The following is a 17,684-nucleotide window of genomic DNA, read 5'->3' on the forward strand; positions in this document are numbered from 1 at the left end:
ACAGCACTGTGTCTGACTCCGTGAGCACCCCCGAAGCACCGCACCCGGCACCCGCGCCCGGTGTGTCGATCCGCCGTACCCGGGCCAAGGGCGAGCCGCGGTTCCCGGACGGTCCGAAGGCCGATCCCGCCGGGTCGCACTTCGAGCGGCGGATCCGCAGCTTCCAGCCGCGCCGCAGCCGCGTCACCGCCGGGCAGGCGGACGCGCTGCAGCGGCTGTGGCCGCTGTGGGGTTTCGACATCGACGGCAGCCGGCGGCTGGATCTCGCCGAGTTCTTCGGCAACGGCAACCCGGTCGTGCTGGAGATCGGCTTCGGCATGGGCGAGGCGACCGCGGAGATGGCCGGGGCCGACCCGGACACCAACCTCCTCGCGGTCGACGTGCACACCCCCGGCCAGGGCAATCTGCTCAACCTCGCCGAACAGCACGGGCTGGCCAACGTCCGGGTGGGCAACGGCGACGCGATCATCCTGCTGCGCGAGATGCTCGCCCCGGACTCCCTGGACGGACTGCGCGTCTACTTCCCCGACCCGTGGCCCAAGAAGCGGCACCACAAGCGGCGGCTGATCCAGCCGGAGTTCCTCACCCTCGCCGCGGCCCGGCTGCGGCCGGGGGCGGTCGTGCACTGCGCCACCGACTGGGAGCCGTACGCGGAGCAGATGCTGGAGGTGCTCACCGCGCATCCCGCGTTCGAGAACACGCGGGCGGAGGGCGGTTTCGCGCCGCGTCCCGGGTTCCGTCCGCGCACTCGTTTCGAGGGGCAGGGACTGGACAAGGGACATGTCGTGAACGACCTGCTCTTCCGCCGCGTACCGCACGAGGAGCGGGCCGGGCACCGAGCCTGAGACCGCACGCCGTCCTGCCCCTGCGTCGTTAGGGTCGATCCCGTGGTCACCAGCCCTCCGCTCCCGGCGCAGCCGGACGGCCTTCCCGGCGGGCCGGCGCGGCACGCGCACTGGTGGCAGCGGCCCTGGGTGCGCTACGGCGCGCTGATCACCCTGCTCACGCTCTCCGGCCTGGTGATCCTGGCCCTGGTCCGCGAGCAGACGGGGACGGAAGGTTTCCTGGTCGGGCTCGGTCTGGCCGTGCTCCCGGTGCCGCTGCTGCTGGCCGCCTTCCGCTGGCTGGACCGCGTGGAGCCGGGACCGTGGCGGAACCTGCTGTTCGCCTTCGCCTGGGGAGCGTGCGCGGCGGCGCTGATAGCGATCGTCGCGAACAGTTTCGCCACGCGGTGGATAGCGACGGCGACGGCCGATCCCATCGGCGCGGACACCCTGGGCGCGACGGTCATAGCGCCGGTCGTGGAGGAGTCCGCGAAGGCGGCGGCCGTCCTGCTGGTCTTCCTCTTCCGCAGACGCGACTTCACCGGGATCCTCGACGGCGTGGTGATCGCCGGGGTCACCGCCACCGGGTTCGCGTTCACCGAGAACATCCTCTATCTCGGCACGGCCTTCGGCACCGACCAGCTCACCGGCGGCAGCGGTGTGGCCTCGGTCACCGCGGCGACGTTCTTCGTCCGCATCGTCATGTCGCCGTTCGCGCATCCCCTGTTCAGCGTGCTCACCGGGATCGGCTTCGGCATCGCCGCGCTGTCCACGGACCGGCAGCGGTGGCGGCGGGTGCTGCTGCCGCTCGCCGGGCTGGTCCTCGCGATGGGCGTGCACGCGCTGTGGAACGGCTCGGCCACCCTCGGCCAGTACGGCTTCTTCGCGGTCTACGCGGCGTTCATGCTGCCGTCGTTCGGCCTGCTGACCTGGCTGGTGGTGTGGACCCGGCAGCGGGAGCTGCGGACCGTGCGGGAGGAGCTGCCCGCCTATGCGGTCGCCGGCTGGCTCACCCCGGCGGAGCCGTTCGCGCTCGGTTCGATGCGGGCGAGGCGCCTGGCCCGCCAGTACGCGCGCCGGTACGGCGGGAGACCGGCGGCGCGCGCGGTCGCGCAGTACGAGGCGTACGCGACGTCGCTGGCGTTCCTGCGGCACCGGGGCCGGGCGGGGAAGGCCGGGACGGACTTCGTGACCCGGGAACGGGCGCTGCTGCTGGAGCTGTGGCAGCGGCGGGGAGCGGCCCGCCCGGCGCTGGACCACGCGGCCCGTCTCACCGCGCCGCCCGCCGCCGCACCGTGGCCGGTGCACGGGGCGTACGGGTGGCTTCCGTACGGGCCTCACCCGTACGGCACTCACCCCGCGGGCCCTCCGCCGTACGCGCATCCCGCGCACGGGCACCCGCCCTACGGGCACCCCTATCCGGCGTACGACCCGGACGCCCACCGTTCCTGACCGGTCCGGTCCCACGGAGCGGCCCCGAAAACACCTGACCGGCAGCCCTGACGTCGGGGGGTCGTCGTCGGGACTGCCGGGATTCAGGGGCGGCAGGGATCAGAGGGGGTGGCTCAGGGGTTGAGGCCCTTGCTCTGCAGCCACGCCATCGGGTCGATGCCCGAGGAGGAGCCGCCGGTGTGGACCTCCAGGTGGAGGTGGGCCCCGGTGGAGTTGCCGGTGGAGCCGACGCGGCCGATCACATCGCCGGTGTTGACCTTCTGACCGACGCTGACGCTGATGGAGGACTGGTGGGCGTACCAGATCTCGGTGCCGTCGTCGAGCGTGAGCACGGTCTTGTAGCCGTAGGAGCCGTCCCAGCCGGCGGAGGTGATCGTGCCGGTGTGGACGGCCTTGATCAGGGTGCCGGTGGGGGCGGCGAAGTCGAGGCCGGTGTGCTGGCCGGAGGACCAGTAGGCGCCGGACTGACCGAACGTCGAGGAGATGGTGTACGAGGAGGTCGGCAGCGTGTACTGCTTGGCCAGCTCGGCGAGGCGCTTGGCCTCGGCCGCCTTCGCGGCCTCCTCCTCCGCCTTCTTCTTGGCGGCCTCGGCCTTGGCCTTGGCCTCCTTCTCCGCCTTGGCGGCGGCCTCGGCGGCCTGCTTCTCGGCGGCGGCGAGGGCCTCGGCGGCGGCCTTGGCCTCGGCCTGCGTCTGCTGCTGCTCGACCTGGGCCATGATCCGGGAGCGCAGTGCCTCACCGGCGCCGGCGGCGCCCTGCTCGGCGTCGGCCTCCGTCATGCCGAGGGTGCTGAGCGGCGTGGCCGATCCCTTGGGCGTTTCCTCGTCCGAGATGAGGGAACCCACGTTGGGGAGGTCGGGCATGGAGATCGAGACCGGGGGCTTGCCGGTCTGCGCGGTGGCCATGCCGCCGGCGCCGACCGCGGCGATGACACCGACACCGAGGACGGTGGAGCTGCGGGCGAGTCCTCCGCCGCGCTGCTTGGCGACGCGATGCCGGCCCCGTACGGGGCGAATGGACTCCGCGGTGGGGTTCCACTCCTCGAAGGGGCCCTCGTCGGTGCGGACTCCGCCGTAGGCGAAGGTGTCGCTCGGCTTGAACGGGGCCTCGGGGGCAGGCGGGTTGGACGCCACGTGGGCGTACTCCTTTCCTTCCTTCTCGCCTACCGGGTTAGCTGACGGGTTCGGAGCAGGAAGGTCTCCTACGCGCGTCTGCGAGCCGTGTCTCCACGGCCGCATCCACGCGATTCACCCCAAGTTGTTGGTTCCCCGGTTCCCTTGCGGGATTCGGCGCGTGCGCACGGAGCCGCCTTCTGTGACGGCTGGGACGACCGCGCTGCGTTATCGAACGTTAATAGACGCGAGGGCCGGATTCCAAGCCGTTCCTCTTGATCATTAGCGAATCCCGGGGGGACTTACCCGCCACCAGCGGGCAAAACCGGGCGAGTTGACCCCGCTTCAGATGCCGGCCCATTCCTGACGGTTCGTCAGTTGTTATGCGCTGCGGGACGGCGCGATCACCGTGAGTGAGAAGGCGGCCGGAGGGCGGAGCGCACGGAAAACACCGAGGGCCGGAATCCTTGTCGGATTCCGGCCCTCGGCCTTCAGTAGCGGGGACAGGATTTGAACCTGCGACCTCTGGGTTATGAGCCCAGCGAGCTACCGAGCTGCTCCACCCCGCGTCGTTGAAACCAGTGTACGTCATCCGCGGGACACCACGCACACCCGTGACCGGCGGCCCCGTTCTCAGCCGCCGGTCAGGTGCCGGTTCGGCGCCTTGGCCCGCTCCTCGTGCTCCGGCAGGACCACGACGGTGGCTCCCCCGTCCTCCAGTACGCCGCTGCCGTCGGCGTCCGCCACGAACGTGTCCGGCTCCCGCCAGGCCGTGACCACCCGCCGTACCCCCGCGTCCAGGATCAGCCGGGCGCAGGGCGCCGGGCGGGACGCGCGCCGGGCGCACGGCTCCAGGCTGGAGTACACGGTGGCGCCGGCGAGGCGGGGGTCCGTGGGGTCGGTCTTGGCGAGCGCGGCCTCCTCCGCGTGCACCACCGGGTCCGTGCCCTCCCGGGAGTGGCCGCGCGCCAGCTCCGTACCGTCGGCGGCCACCACCACCGCGCCGACACTGAACGCGGTGTCGGAGGGCGGGCACTCGGCGGCCAGCTCGCAGGCGAGGGCCAGCCAGTGGTGGTCGGCGGCGGAGGGCAGCGCACCCGTGCCGGGCGCGGTGGGTTCGTAGCGCGTCAGGACGACGTCGCCGACCTGGCGGGTCTCCACAAGGCGCAGCCGGCCGCCCTGGTAGGAGCCGGGGCCGAAGAGGCGGGGGGCCTCCGGGTCGCCGACGAACAGCGGGGCGAGGACCAGCTGGAGTTCGTCGGCGAGCCCCTGGGTGATCAGCTGGGTGTGGATCAGGCCGCCGCCCTCCACCATCAGCCGCCGCACCCCGCGCACGGTGTACAGGTGCTCCAGCAGCCGCCGCCAGTCCAGTGCGGGGCCGAGCGGGACGACGTCGGCGGCGAGGCCGAGGGCGTGGGCCCGCTCGGCGCCCTCGTCGGTGGTGTAGAGCACCTTCTCGCCGCCGGTGTGCCAGAACCGCGCCGCCGGATCGAGGTCGCCGGATCCGCTGACGGTGACCTTGAGCGGGTACTCGGGCCTGCCCGCGCCGATCCGGGCGGCACGCCGCTCGGGCGAGTTGACCAGCAGCCGGGGGTTGTCCGCGCGGATCGTGCCGGCGCCGATCAGGATGGCGTCCACCCCCGCCCGTACCTCGTCGACCCGGTCGAAGTCGGCCGGGCCGGACAGCAGCAGCCGGTCGGGGCCGGTGTCGTCCAGGTAGCCGTCGAGGGAGACGGCGGCGGACAGCAGGACGTACGGACGGCGCATCGGCGTACTCCGGGTGAGGGTGGGGCGGCGGGCGCGGCCAGGGTCCGGCCGGCCCCAGTCTGACAACCCGCCGGGCGGCCGGGCGCCCGCGCCCCTGACGGGTCAGGCCTCGATGAGGCCCACGCGGATGGCGTACCGGGTGAGTTCCAGGCGGTCCTTCAGGCCCAGCTTGGCCAGCAGGTTGGCGCGGTGCCGCTCCACCGTCTTGGGGCTGATCACCAGGAGGTCGGCGATCTGCTGCGAGGTGTTGCCCTCGGCGACGAGCTTGAGGATCTCCTCCTCGCGGTCGGTGATGGCCTTGGCCGGCAGGGTCCGGCCCTCCCGCGCGAGGTCGAGGTAGTTGTGGATCAGGGCGTTGACCGCTCCGGGGTAGAGGAACGGCTCCCCGCGCATGGTGGCGTGACAGGCCTCGACGAGATCCTGGTCGGCGACGGACTTCAGCACGTACCCCGAGGCGCCGGCGGCGAGCGCCTCGAAGAAGAACTGCTCGTTGTCGTACATGGTCAGGATGAGGATCCGCGTCTCCGGCAGCGTGCGGGAGAGCTCGCGGGCCGCCTGCAGCCCGGTCAGACGGGGCATGGCGATGTCGAGGATGGCCAGGTCGGGGCGGTGCTCACGGGCCCGTTCGAGGGCTTCGGCACCGTCTGCGGCCTCGGCCACGACGGTCAGATCCGGTTCGCTGTCCAGGATGAGGCGAACCCCCCGGCGGACCAGCGCGTGGTCGTCGGCGAGGAGGATACGGGTGGGGGCCTGCTCGGTCATGTCAGCGTTTCCGGTCGGGGGACATCGGTCACGGGGGCGGGGAGTGGGCGGGCGAGGACGGGCCCCGCAGCGGAACGAGGGCGTGCGCGGGGAAACGGGCGGGGACGGGCACGGCCAGGCGCACCTCGGTGCCGCCGCCGACGGGGGACTCCACGGTCACCACGGCGCCGACGAGCAGCGCGCGCTCCCGCATCCCGCGGATACCGGCGCCCTCCTGGGCCGGGCCGGTACCCCGGCCGTCGTCACGGACCCGCAGCTCGACACCGCCGGGCGCCCGGTACAGGGCGAGCTCGGCGCGACGGGCGCCGGAGTGCCGGGCGGTGTTGGTGAGGCCCTCCTGGGCGACCCGGTAGATGACCAGCTCCGTCTCCCGGTCCAGCTCCGGCAGGTCGGGGGCGAGGCTGTGCTGGACGCTCAGCCCGGGGCCGCCGAACTCGGTGGCGAGGGCCTTGAGGGCGCTGGCCAGGCCCAGCTCGTCGAGCACACCGGGGCGCAGCCGGCGGGCGATGCGCCGGATCTCGTCCAGGCTCGCGCGGGTGGTCTCCTGCACCATCCGCAGCTCCTCGCGCAGCTCGGGCGGGGCGTGGTCGGCGGCTCGCTTGAGCTGGAGCAGCACGGCGGTCAGGGACTGGCCGACCTCGTCGTGCAGCTCCTGGGCGACGCGGCGGCGTTCCCCCTCCTGCGCGGACAGGGCGCGGGCGCTGCTGGTGGCGCGCTCGTCCTCCAGCCGGTCGAGCATGGTGTTGAACGTGGTGATCAGTTCGGCGATCTCGCCGCGCCCGCCGACCGCGGGCCGGTGCCCCGGGCGGAGCAGGTCGGTGGTGGTCATGGCGCGGGTCAGCCGCTGCAGCGGCGTGAGCCCGACCCGCAGCAGCAGCGCGTTGGCGACCAGCATGGCGCCCAGGCCCACGGTGAGGACCGCGGCCTCGGTGAGCAGTACGGGGGTGGATACGGTGACGGGTCCCAGCAGAAGGGCCGTGGCAACGACGAGCACGACGGCGTTCAGCATGAAGATCCGCCAGAACAGAGGCACCCGCCTACCGCCTCCTCACCATGGCCGCTCGCCCGGGCTCCCGGTGCGGCGGAAGCCCGCGACGGACCCGCGGACCGGGGGCGCGGCGCGGGCCGTCAGGATCCAGCGTGTCCGCTGAAAGGGTCTGGTGCCATCGGTGACAACCCCCATTTTTCCCCCGCGGCCCCGACCGGCCGGGGCCGCGTGTGCGCTCCGTTCCCCCTGGGGGATGGGGCCCGCGACCGATGGACCGGACGGGTGCCGGCGGGCGACCCTGGATGTTCCGGTACCGGACGGATGAGACGTCGGCACACGGGCAAACTCCTTTATAGCGGCCCGAGTTCGCAGCAGACCGGCGGACCCTCCACCCGTCCGGCGGTACCGGAACGACGGCCGCCGGCTTGTGACCGTGCGGCCACCCCCTGGGAAGGAGGAGCCGTGCCCCGCCCCAACGACGACCGCCTGGTCGCCCTGGCGGCCCGCCTCGAGCACGACGACCCCCGGTTCGCCCGTTCACTGTCCACCGGACAGCCGGCCCGCCCCCGTGAGTACCGGCGCGCCGGTGCCTGGTGGGCGCTGGTCATCGGAGTGGTCATGCTCATCGCGGGAGTGATCGTTCCCGACGGACTGCTCATCGCGGCGGGCCTGGTGCTCTCCGGCATCGCCGTGCAGCTCCTCGACCCCGACCGCCGCCGGACGGGCCGCCCCCCGCGCCCGCTCCGCACCCCGCGTCCGCCGCGCCCCTGACCCCACGGGTCCCGGGGCCCGCCCGGACGCGACACAGCCCCCGCCCCGCGGTCGTCACCGCGGGGCGGGGGCTGTCCGTTCGGTAGGCCCTGTGGGACTCGAACCCACAACCAATGGATTAAAAGTCCACTGCTCTGCCAATTGAGCTAAGGGCCCCTGGCGATGTTGCCTCCCCGAGCATAGCGGGACGTGGCCCGGTCTCCGATCGGGTATCGGGGAGGCGGGTCGGGATGTGTCCCGCTCACGGACGCGGAAGGGCCCGCGCGACGGGTGTCGTGCGGGCCCTTCCGGTCGGCTCGGTGAGCGAGCGTCAGCGGAACGCGTCAGCCGTTGCGCTTCCAGCGCGGCTTGTCCTCGCGGCGGCCGAAGGAGCCGCCGCCGCGGTGGTCGTCACGACGGCCGTACGGGCGGTCGTGGCCGCCGGAACGGAAGCCCGGGCGGTCGCCCTGGCGGTCGCGGTTGAACGGGCGGTCGCTGCCGCGGTGGCCGCCCCGGTCGTCCCGGCGGAAGCCGCCGCGGTCGCTGCCGCGGTCCCGGTCGCGGTTGAAACCGCCCCGGTCGTCACGGCGCTCGAAGGAACGCCCGCCACGGTCGCCCCGGTCAGCCCGGTCGTCGCGACGGAAACCGCCACGGTCACCCCGGTCGTCCCGGCGGAAACCACCGCGGTCGTCACGGTCGTCCCGGCGGAAACCACCGCGGTCGTCACGGCGGAAGCCGCCCCGGTCGCCGTCACGGCGCTCGAAGGAACGCCCGCCACGGTCACCCCGGTCACCCCGGTCGTCACGGCGGAAACCGCCGCGGTCGCGGTCACGGTCCCGGTCGCGGTTGAAACCGCCCCGGTCGTCACGGCGCTCGAAGGAACGCCCGCCACGGTCACCCCGGTCAGCCCGGTCGTCGCGACGGAAACCGCCACGGTCACCCCGGTCGTCACGGCGCTCGCGCCGCTCGAACGGCGCCGGGGAGTCCGTACGCTCCACGCGCTCGGTCCGCTCGACGTCCCGCGCGGTCGGCTGCTCCGGCAGGGCGACCTCGGCCTCGGCCGACGCCACGACGGCCGCCTCGGCCACCGCCGTCTCCGGGTCCTCGCCACGCTCCCGCGCGGCCCGGGCCACCAGACGGTCGGCCTCCTCGCGCAGCTCCGAGGCGCGGCGCTGGGCCCGCTCCAGCTCCTTGGTGAGCTGGACGACCTCACGCTCGGCCTGCTGCGCCGCGTTGCCCGCCGACTCGGCCTGGACCTCGGTCATCGACCGGGCACCGGTGATCTCGGCGACCTCCGGGTCGAAGGCCGCGCCGCCCTGGATGATGTGGCGCGTGGCGTCGACGCCCGCGTCCTCCATCAGGCGGAAGATCTGCCGCCGCTGGTGCGGCAGCGACAGGGAGACGACGGTGCCGGTGCGGCCGGCGCGCGCGGTGCGGCCCGCGCGGTGCAGGTAGTCCTTGTGGTCGCCGGCCGGGTCCACGTTCAGGACCAGGTCGATGCCGTCGACGTGGATGCCGCGGGCGGCGACGTCGGTGGCGACCAGGACGTTGACGTAGCCGTCCTTGAAGTCCGCCAGCGTCCGGGTGCGGGCGCCCTGGGTCATGCCGCCGTGCAGCGCGTCCGCCTTCGCACCGGCGTCGCGCAGCTGCTCGGCGACGCGGTCGGCGCCCAGCTGGGTGCGGACGAAGATGATGGTGCGGCCCTTGCGGGAGGCGATGGCCGCGGTGACCGGCGCCTTGTCCTTGGGCTTCACGACGAGGATGTGGTGCGACATGGTCGTCACCGCGCCCTGCGCCGCGTCCACCTCGTGCGACACCGGGTCGTTGAGGTAGCGGTCGACGAGGGTCTTGATCTCGTTCTCCATGGTCGCGGAGAACAGCATCCGCTGGCCGCCCGCCGGGACCTGGTCGAGGAGCTCGGTGACCTCGGGCAGGAAGCCCAGGTCGGACATCTGGTCGGCCTCGTCGAGGACCGCGATCTGCACGTTCTCCAGGGAGCAGGCGCCGCGGTTGATGATGTCGCGCAGACGGCCGGGGGTGGCGACGAGGATGTCGACGCCGCGCTCGAGGGCGTAGATCTGGTTGCCCATCGAGGTGCCGCCGCAGACGACCTTCATCTTGAGGCCCATGACGTCGCCGTACGGCTGGAGCGCGTCGGCGACCTGCATGGCGAGCTCACGCGTGGGCGTCAGGATGACGGCGCGCGGCTTGTGCTTCTCGGTGCGGCCGCCGGCCAGCGTGGCCAGGGTCGGCAGTCCGAAGGAGAGGGTCTTGCCGGAGCCGGTGCGGCCACGGCCGAGGATGTCCTTGCCGGCCAGGGCGTCCGGGATGGTCGCGGCCTGGATCGGGAAGGGGGTGGTCACGCCGTTCTGCGCGAGCTTGCGCACCACGCCCTCGGGGAGGCCGAGGTCGGCGAAGGTGAGTTCGAGGGCCGCCGGCTCGGCGGTGACGTCGATGTCGGTGTCCGCCGCGTTCTCGGCGTTCTCGGGCACGACGACGTGATCAGTACTGGCGATGGGCATACGAATGCGAAACCTTCCGGAGTCTCTTCGGCACGCGCCCGTCAACTCCGTGATTCGCGATTCGCAAATAACGACCGCCTCGATGCGGTCCACCACGGTAAGGGAGAGTACGCGCCACACGGCGCGCTCTGCAGTGGCGCCGGGCAAATAGGATCAAACGATCTGCCACCATACGCACCCCGGCGCCCCGATAGCAAATCGGCAGGTGAGCGTGGGGGCCGGGCGCGTACGGAAGCACGGGCGGGGTCTCAGGCGGGCGCCCCCGCTTCCGGCGCGGGCTCCCGCTGCGCCAGCTGGGTCCCGGGCGGCTGGTGCGCCGACGAGGACGGCTCCGCCTCGGTCGGCTCCGGCGGCGGCGACGGCTCGGGCGGCTCCGGCGTGGGCTCCGGGTCCAGCGACCCGGAGGGCTCGGGCGCGGCGGGGCCCTCGTCGGGGACCGGCCCCGGGGTGCCGCCGCCGGCCGGGGCGGACCGGCTCGCCCCCGCGGACGGGGAGGCCTCGGCCGGCTCCGGCTCCCCCGGCCCGTCCTTCCCGCCCTTGCTCCTGCGCCCCTCGTCCCCGCCGCCGTCCGCGCGCTCGCCGTCGGCCGCCGCGGCGCCGTACCCGGCTCCGCCGCCCGGCCCGGCCGGGCCTCCGTCCGGCGCCTCACCGCCCGTCCTCCCCGTGGAGTGCGACGGTCCGGCGGCACCGCCACCGTCCTCACCCACGCTCACACAGCCGGCGGCAGCGGCGACGGCGGCAACCGTGACGGCCAGGCGGACGGGTACGTACAAGCGGCGCACGGGGCCACCTCCGTTGGGAGTACAGGGTCAACCTCCCCAACTCCCGCCACCCGCAAGAAGACACGCGTACGGCCTACCCGTACCCGAGCGCGTGCAGTCGGGCGTCGTCGATGCCGAAGTGGTGCGCGATCTCGTGCACCACCGTGATCTCCGTTTCGGCGACCACGTCCTCCCGGGACTCGCACATCCGCAGCGTCGGCCCCCGGTAGATGGTGATCCGGTCCGGCAGCACCCCCGCGTACCACTCGCCCCGCTCCGTCAGCGGCGTCCCCTCGTACAGCCCGAGCAGCTCCGGATCGTCCGCCGGCGGCTCGTCCTCGACGAACACCGCCACGTTGTCCATCAGCCGCATCAGCTCCGGCGGAATCCGGTCCAGCGCCTCGGAGACCAGCTCCTCGAACATCTCGCGCGTCATCTCCAGCACAGGCCCATTGTCGGGCACGGGCCGTCCGTACGAGATGCGCGGGGCACCCGCATATCCGGACGGCGACTTGGGCATACGGGATCAATGGCCCGCGTCCCCTCCGCCGTCACGAACGCCGTCCACCGCATCCGACGGGTCCCGCGGGCCCTCACCCGCCGCCACCGCTCACGGCGGCCCGGGCCCACGCCGACGCGCACGGCCACGACGGTCGCCCTCGTTCCCGGACGGCGCCCCTGGACGCGCGCCCTCGCCCTCGTCGCCGTGGTCGTCCTCGGCGCCTGGCTCGGACTGCTCGTCGTCGGCAATGTGCGCGTCCCCGTCGGCCCCATGAACACCACGATGACCCTGCGCCCCTCCCTCACCGGCGGCACCAAGATCAACGTCTCTCCGCTGGGCGCCCTGCAACTCGACAGCCACACCGCCCCGGTACGCCTCGACGTCAACGTCGACCAGCTCGACCCCGAACGCTCCCAGGCCCTGGTCGACCACCCCGAACGCCTCTCCGGCCTCCAGGACGAGGTCACCGAGGACATCGCGCACGGCACCGCCGACCTCGCCGTGCGTTCCTGTGTCGCCGTCGTCACCGGCGCCACCGCGCTCGGCCTGGTCGTCTACCGCCGTCCGCGCCGGGCCCTCGCCGCCGGCGGTCTCGCCCTCGTCCTGCTGGCCGCGTCCGGCGGCACCGCCTACGCCACCTGGAACCCCGACTCGGTCCTGGAGCCGAAGTTCTCCGGTCTGCTCTCCTCCGCCCCGTCCCTCGTCGGCGACGCGCGCAGCATCGTCACCGAGTTCGACGTCTACCAGAAGGAGTTGGCCCGCCTGGTCACCAATGTGACCAAGCTCTACGACGCCACCTCCACCCTCCCCGTCTACCAGCCGGACCCGACCACGATCCGCGTCCTGCACGTCTCCGACATCCACCTCAACCCCGCGAGCTGGAAGATCATCGCCTCGCTGGTGGAGCAGTACCGGGTGGACGTGATCGTCGACACCGGCGACACCATGGACCACGGCACCGCCGCGGAGAACGGCTTCCTGGACCCCATCGAGGACCTCGGCGCCCCCTACGTATGGGTCCGCGGCAACCACGACTCCCGCGTCACCCAGCGCTACCTCGAGGACCTGGAGAACGTCCACGTCCTCGACGACGGCAGGGCGAGGACCGTGGCCGGCCTGCGCTTCGCCGGCATCGGCGACCCGCAGTTCACCCCCGACCGCTCGAAGAGGAACGGCGCCGAGCAGTCGCAGGAACTGGCGGGCGCCCGTCTCGCCTCCGCCCTGCGCGACCAGCGCACCGCCGGCACCCCCGTGGACGTCGCCCTCGCCCATGAACCGTCGGCCGCCCGCGAGGTCGACGGCACCGTGCCCCTGGTCCTGGCCGGCCACCTCCACCGTGAGGAGACCGAGGTCATGCGGTACGGCACCCGGCTCCGGGTCGAGGGCTCCACCGGCGGCAGCGGGCTGCGCGCCATCGAGGGCACGTACCCCGACCCCATCGAGACGTCGATCCTCTACTTCGACCGTGACAGCCGTCGCCTCCAGGCCTGGGACTCCATCGAACTGGGCGGCCTCGGCCTGACGACGGCCGAGGTCAGCCGCCACCTCCCCGAGGAGAACCAGCCGGGCGCGGACCCCTCGCCGGCGGACGGGGAATCCTCACCGGCGGAGAGCACCCCGGCCCCTCGGTGACCCGCGACTATTCGGTTTGGTCGCGTCCCGGAAGCCGTAGTACAGTCTGGTCGTGCCCAAGGGCATCGGTCAGGGCTTGACCGTCCCGAACCCCGTACGGGGCCAGGGAGAAGCGGAACCTTTCGGGGGGATGCGCAGTCACATGCTTCTCACGTCTCCGGCTGCGGAGCCGCACAGCGAAGCAACGCGCTGGGTCCGCCCTCATCGTCTAGTGGCCCAGGACGCCGCCCTTTCAAGGCGGTAGCACGGGTTCGAATCCCGTTGGGGGCACGCACCACCTTGTGCGACACTGTCGTACGACACGCTTGGTCCTGTGGAGCAGTTTGGAGTGCTCGCCACCCTGTCAAGGTGGAGGCCGCGGGTTCAAATCCCGTCAGGACCGCTGGTGTTTCACGTGAAACACCGCGGCTGGGTAGCTCAGTTGGTACGAGCGATCGCCTGAAAAGCGATAGGTCGCCGGTTCGACCCCGGCCCCAGCCACAGCAAAGGCCCCGATCATTGATCGGGGCCTTGTTGTGTGCACCGGTACATCCGTCCAGCACATCCGCCCCGGCAAAATCATTCGCCGCGAATTTCCGCAGGATGAGATCCTGGAGTCCGTATGTCTACGCACTCTGCCCCCGCTCTCGGCTCCCTCGCCTCCCGTCTCACCGAGCTCTCGCTGCGCGACGCGCACCGGCTCGGGCGGAGGCTGGAAGGCGCACGCAAGATCCGTAAGCCGGAGGCCCGCGCCGCCGTGCTCACCGAGATCGAGGCGGAGGTCGCCGCGGCCGAGGAGCGGATGGCGGGGCGGCGCGCCCGGGTCCCGGAGGTCCGCTACCCGGAGCAGCTGCCCGTCAGCCAGAAGAAGGACGCGATCGCCGAGGCGATCCGGGATCACCAGGTCGTGATCGTCGCCGGTGAGACCGGTTCCGGCAAGACGACGCAGATCCCGAAGATCTGCATGGAGCTGGGCCGGGGCGTCCGGGGCATGATCGGGCACACCCAGCCCCGGCGGATCGCCGCCCGCACGGTGGCCGAGCGGGTCGCCGAGGAGCTGGACACCCCGCTCGGGGAGGCCGTCGGCTGGAAGGTCCGCTTCACCGACCAGGTGAACCCGGACGCCACGTTCGTCAAGCTGATGACGGACGGCATCCTCCTCGCGGAGATCCAGACCGACCGCGAGCTGCGCGCCTACGACACGATCATCATCGACGAGGCGCACGAGCGGTCGCTGAACATCGACTTCCTGCTCGGTTATCTCGCGCAGCTGCTGCCGAAGCGGCCGGACCTCAAGGTCGTCATCACGTCGGCGACCATCGACCCCGAGCGTTTCTCCCGGCATTTCGGCGACGCACCCATCATCGAGGTCAGCGGGCGTACGTATCCGGTGGAGGTGCGCTACCGGCCGCTGCTGGAGGAGGACTCCGAGGACGCCGACCGGGACCAGATCACGGCGATCACCGACGCCGTCGAGGAGCTGATGGCGGAGGGGCCCGGGGACATCCTGGTGTTCCTCTCCGGCGAGCGGGAGATCCGGGACACCGCGGACGCGCTGACGAAGAAGCGGTACCGGTCGACCGAGGTGCTGCCGCTGTACGCCCGGCTGTCCCACGCCGAGCAGCACCGGGTGTTCCAGCAGCACACCGGTCGCCGGATCGTCCTCGCGACCAACGTGGCCGAGACGTCCCTCACCGTGCCGGGCATCAAGTACGTCATCGACCCCGGGTTCGCCCGTATCTCCCGCTACAGCCATCGCACCAAGGTGCAGCGGCTGCCGATCGAGCCGGTGTCGCAGGCGAGCGCCAACCAGCGCAAGGGCCGTTGCGGCCGTACGTCGGACGGCATCTGCATCCGGCTCTACAGCGAGGACGACTTCCTCACCCGTCCCGAGTTCACCGACGCGGAGATCCTGCGCACCAACCTCGCCTCGGTCATCCTGCAGATGACGGCGGCCGGCCTGGGGGAGATCGAGAAGTTCCCGTTCATCGACCCGCCGGACCACCGCAACATCCGCGACGGTGTCCAGCTGCTCCAGGAACTGGGCGCGCTGGACGCGGCGCAGAAGGACCCGCGCAAGCGGCTCACCCAGACCGGACGGAAACTGGCCCAGCTGCCGGTGGACCCGCGGCTGGCGCGCATGGTGCTGGAGGCGGACCGCAACGGCTGCGCCCGTGAGGTCATGGTCATCGCGGCGGCACTGTCGATCCAGGACCCGCGCGAACGGCCGGCCGACAAGCAGACGCAGGCCGACCAGCAGCACGCCCGCTTCCGGGACGAGTCCAGCGACTTCCTCGCCTTCCTCAACCTCTGGCGGTACGTCCGCGAGCAGCAGAAGGAGCGCGGCTCGTCGTCGTTCCGGCGGATGTGCAAGCAGGAGTACCTGAACTTCCTGCGGATCCGCGAGTGGCAGGACATCTACACGCAGCTGCGGACGGTCGCCAAGCAGATGGGCATCCATCTGAACGAGGAGGACGCCGCCGAGGACCACATCCATGTGTCGCTGCTGTCCGGCCTGCTCTCGCACATCGGCATGAAGGACGTGAAGGAGTCCAAGGACTCCGGTCAGGGCGGCGGCCGCAAGGACGGCGGCCGGAACGAGTACCTGGGCGCGCGCAACGCCAAGTTCGCGATCTTCCCGGGCTCCGCCCTGTTCAAGAAGCCGCCGCGGTTCGTGATGTCGGCCGAACTGGTCGAGACGTCCCGGCTCTGGGCACGGGTCAACGCGAAGATCGAACCCGAGTGGGTGGAACCGCTCGCCGAGCACCTGCTCAAGCGCACCTACAGCGAGCCGCACTGGGAAAAGGACCAGGCGGCCGTGATGGCGTACGAGAAGGTCACGCTGTACGGCGTGCCGATCGTGGCGCAGCGCAAGGTGAACTACGGCCGGATCGATCCGGAGGTCTCCCGGGAGCTGTTCATCCGCAACGCCCTGGTCGAGGGCGACTGGCGCACGCACCACAAGTTCTACGCGGACAACCGGAAGCTGCTGACCGAGGTCGAGGAGCTGGAGCACCGGGCGCGGCGCCGGGACATCATGGTCGACGACGAGACCCTGTTCGACTTCTACGAGCAGCGGATCCCCGACCACGTGGTGTCGGGGGCGCACTTCGACTCGTGGTGGAAGCGCAAGCGGCACGAGCAGCCGGACTTCCTCGACTTCGAGCGGGAGATGCTGATCCGTGAGTCGGCGGAGGCGGTCACCAAGGCCGACTACCCCGACGCGTGGCGGCAGGGCCCGCTGAAGTTCCGGGTGACGTACCAGTTCGAGCCGGGCGCGGACGCCGACGGCGTGACGGTCCACATTCCGCTCCAGGTGCTGAACCAGGTGACGGACGAGGGCTTCGACTGGCAGATCCCGGGCCTGCGGGAGGACGTGGTCACGGAGTTGATCCGTTCGCTGCCCAAGCCGATCCGCCGCAACTACGTGCCGGCGCCGAACTACGCGAAGGCGTTCCTGGAGCGGGCGGTGCCCCTCCAGGAGCCGCTGACGGTCACGATGGCCCGTGAGCTCAAGCGCATGGTCGGAGTGCCGTTCGAGGCGGAGGACTTCGACTGGGCCCGTGTCCCCGACCACTTGAAGGTGACGTTCCGCATCGTCGACGAGCGGCGTCGCACACTCGCCGAGGACAAGGACCTGGAGGCGCTCAAGCTCCAGCTGCGGCCGAAGGCCCGCAAGGCGCTGTCCCAGGCGGCCGCCGCGACCGCGCAGCGCCAGGGCGGCGAGTCGCTGGAGCGCAAGGGGCTGACGGACTGGACGATCGGCTCGCTCACCCGGGTCTTCGAGACGCGTCGGGCCGGCCAGCCGGTGAAGGCGTATCCGGCGCTGGTGGACGACGGCGACACGGTCTCCGTCCGGCTGTTCGACTCGGAGGCGGAGCAGGCGGAGGCGATGTGGAAGGGCACCCGGCGGCTGATCCTGCTCGGGATCCCGGTGAACCCCGCGAAGTTCGCTTCCGAAAAGCTGACCAACCCTCAGAAGCTGGCGCTGTCCGCGAATCCGCACGGTTCCGTGCAGGCGTTGTTCGACGACTGCGCGACGGCCGCGGCGGACAAGCTGATCGCGGACTTCGGGGGGCCGGTCTGGGACGAGGAGTCGTTCCGGAAGCTGTTCGACAAGGTCCGCGCGGAGATCGTCGACACGACGGTCCGCGCGGTGGGCCAGGTGCAGCAGGTGCTGGCCGCGTGGCAGGCCTGTGAGCGCCGGCTGAAGGGCGTACGGAGCCCCGCGCTGCTCCCGAACCTGCAGGACGTACGCAAGCAGCTGGACGGGCTGGTGCGGCCGGGCTTCGTGACGGCCGCGGGGCTGCGGCGGCTGCCGGACCTGATGCGGTATCTGGTGGCCGCGGACCGCCGGCTGCAGCAGATGGCGGCGAACGCCCAGCGGGACTCGACGCGGATGGCGAAGGTCCACGAGATGCAGGACGAGTACGCGTGGCTGCTGGAGCAGATGCCGCAGGGGCGGCCCGTTCCGCAGCAGGTGCGGGACATCCGCTGGATGATCGAGGAGCTGCGGGTCAGCTATTTCGCCCACGCGCTGGGCACGGCGTACCCCGTGTCGGACAAGCGGATCGTGAAGGCGATCGACGCGGCGGTGCCGTAACGGCACTCGCACACAGGGTGAGTTCGACCA

At 72.0% G+C, this 17,684-nt stretch carries 12 protein-coding genes, 5 tRNA genes and 1 riboswitch; of the genes, 8 read left to right on the top strand and 9 right to left on the bottom strand.

Going from position 1 to position 17,684, the window contains the following annotated elements; genetic code table 11:
* The first annotated feature begins 20 nt into the window (after positions 1–20).
* Together trmB and ACZ434_RS30485 are read left to right on the top strand one after the other, a co-directional pair.
* Entirely contained in the window at positions 21–845 is an 825-nt protein-coding gene (trmB, locus tag ACZ434_RS30480; protein ID WP_468461546.1) for a tRNA (guanosine(46)-N7)-methyltransferase TrmB, read from the top strand.
* A gap of 42 nt (positions 846–887) precedes the next feature.
* Entirely contained in the window at positions 888–2,276 is a 1,389-nt protein-coding gene (locus ACZ434_RS30485; protein WP_468461548.1) for a PrsW family intramembrane metalloprotease, read from the top strand.
* Between the two features lie 113 nt (positions 2,277–2,389).
* On the opposite strand, the gene ACZ434_RS30490 is transcribed toward ACZ434_RS30485, so the two are convergent.
* From ACZ434_RS30490 to ACZ434_RS30510, 5 genes are all read right to left on the bottom strand, one after another.
* On the bottom strand, positions 2,390–3,409 hold the full coding sequence (locus ACZ434_RS30490) for a M23 family metallopeptidase (protein ID WP_468461550.1): 1,020 nt from the start codon (positions 3,407–3,409) through the stop codon (positions 2,390–2,392).
* An 11-nt stretch (positions 3,410–3,420) separates the two neighbouring features.
* A riboswitch (cyclic di-AMP (ydaO/yuaA leader) is annotated at positions 3,421–3,578 on the bottom strand.
* A 305-nt stretch (positions 3,579–3,883) separates the two neighbouring features.
* Positions 3,884–3,957, bottom strand: a tRNA-Met gene (locus tag ACZ434_RS30495).
* A 64-nt stretch (positions 3,958–4,021) separates the two neighbouring features.
* Positions 4,022–5,155 carry a dihydrofolate reductase family protein gene (locus ACZ434_RS30500; protein WP_468461552.1) on the bottom strand — a complete coding sequence of 378 codons (1,134 nt, stop codon included), beginning with the start codon at positions 5,153–5,155 and terminating at the stop codon, positions 4,022–4,024.
* A 102-nt stretch (positions 5,156–5,257) separates the two neighbouring features.
* Complete coding sequence (locus tag ACZ434_RS30505; RefSeq protein WP_468461554.1) at positions 5,258–5,917, bottom strand: response regulator; 660 nt, start codon at positions 5,915–5,917, stop codon at positions 5,258–5,260.
* A 28-nt stretch (positions 5,918–5,945) separates the two neighbouring features.
* Positions 5,946–6,950: a HAMP domain-containing sensor histidine kinase gene (locus ACZ434_RS30510; RefSeq protein ID WP_468461556.1), complete on the bottom strand. Its 1,005-nt coding sequence runs from the start codon at positions 6,948–6,950 to the stop codon at positions 5,946–5,948.
* Positions 6,951–7,367: 417 nt separating this feature from the next.
* Between ACZ434_RS30510 and ACZ434_RS30515 the strand changes: the two genes are divergently transcribed.
* Positions 7,368–7,676 (top strand): DUF3040 domain-containing protein, encoded by a 309-nt coding sequence (locus ACZ434_RS30515; protein ID WP_468461558.1) that lies wholly within the window; start codon positions 7,368–7,370, stop codon positions 7,674–7,676.
* An 83-nt stretch (positions 7,677–7,759) separates the two neighbouring features.
* Here the strand turns inward: ACZ434_RS30515 and ACZ434_RS30520 are convergent.
* From ACZ434_RS30520 to ACZ434_RS30535, 4 genes are all read right to left on the bottom strand, one after another.
* Positions 7,760–7,832, bottom strand: a tRNA-Lys gene (locus ACZ434_RS30520).
* Positions 7,833–7,999: 167 nt separating this feature from the next.
* A complete protein-coding gene (locus tag ACZ434_RS30525) occupies positions 8,000–10,177 on the bottom strand; it encodes a DEAD/DEAH box helicase (protein ID WP_468461560.1) in 2,178 nt (725 codons plus the stop codon).
* A 248-nt stretch (positions 10,178–10,425) separates the two neighbouring features.
* Positions 10,426–10,959 (bottom strand): hypothetical protein, encoded by a 534-nt coding sequence (locus tag ACZ434_RS30530; RefSeq protein ID WP_468461562.1) that lies wholly within the window; start codon positions 10,957–10,959, stop codon positions 10,426–10,428.
* A 73-nt stretch (positions 10,960–11,032) separates the two neighbouring features.
* Positions 11,033–11,383 (bottom strand): metallopeptidase family protein, encoded by a 351-nt coding sequence (locus ACZ434_RS30535; protein ID WP_189557072.1) that lies wholly within the window; start codon positions 11,381–11,383, stop codon positions 11,033–11,035.
* 84 nt (positions 11,384–11,467) lie between these two features.
* Between ACZ434_RS30535 and ACZ434_RS30540 the strand changes: the two genes are divergently transcribed.
* The 5 genes from ACZ434_RS30540 to hrpA all read left to right on the top strand — a co-directional run bounded on the left by ACZ434_RS30540 (position 11,468) and on the right by hrpA (position 17,654).
* Positions 11,468–13,072 carry a metallophosphoesterase family protein gene (locus tag ACZ434_RS30540; RefSeq protein WP_468461565.1) on the top strand — a complete coding sequence of 535 codons (1,605 nt, stop codon included), beginning with the start codon at positions 11,468–11,470 and terminating at the stop codon, positions 13,070–13,072.
* Between the two features lie 197 nt (positions 13,073–13,269).
* A tRNA-Glu gene (locus tag ACZ434_RS30545) sits at positions 13,270–13,342 on the top strand.
* A 37-nt stretch (positions 13,343–13,379) separates the two neighbouring features.
* A tRNA-Asp gene (locus tag ACZ434_RS30550) sits at positions 13,380–13,454 on the top strand.
* 24 nt (positions 13,455–13,478) lie between these two features.
* Positions 13,479–13,552 (top strand) — tRNA-Phe (locus ACZ434_RS30555).
* Positions 13,553–13,673: 121 nt separating this feature from the next.
* Positions 13,674–17,654 (top strand): ATP-dependent RNA helicase HrpA, encoded by a 3,981-nt coding sequence (hrpA, locus tag ACZ434_RS30560; RefSeq protein ID WP_468461567.1) that lies wholly within the window; start codon positions 13,674–13,676, stop codon positions 17,652–17,654.
* The last annotated feature ends 30 nt before the right edge of the window (positions 17,655–17,684 follow it).

The sequence above is a fragment of the Streptomyces sp. NPDC030893 genome (assembly GCF_055571535.1).

What these genes read in the sequence shown, in the direction of transcription:
- ACZ434_RS30500 (WP_468461552.1), bottom strand. Translation starts at nt 5,155, where the DNA reads ATGCGCCGTCCGTACGTCCTGCTGTCCGCCGCCGTCTCCCTCGACGGC.
- ACZ434_RS30505 (WP_468461554.1), bottom strand. Translation starts at nt 5,917, where the DNA reads ATGACCGAGCAGGCCCCCACCCGTATCCTCCTCGCCGACGACCACGCG.
- ACZ434_RS30525 (WP_468461560.1), bottom strand. Translation starts at nt 10,177, where the DNA reads ATGCCCATCGCCAGTACTGATCACGTCGTCGTGCCCGAGAACGCCGAG.
- ACZ434_RS30540 (WP_468461565.1), top strand. Translation starts at nt 11,468, where the DNA reads ATGGCCCGCGTCCCCTCCGCCGTCACGAACGCCGTCCACCGCATCCGA.
- hrpA (WP_468461567.1), top strand. Translation starts at nt 13,674, where the DNA reads ATGTCTACGCACTCTGCCCCCGCTCTCGGCTCCCTCGCCTCCCGTCTC.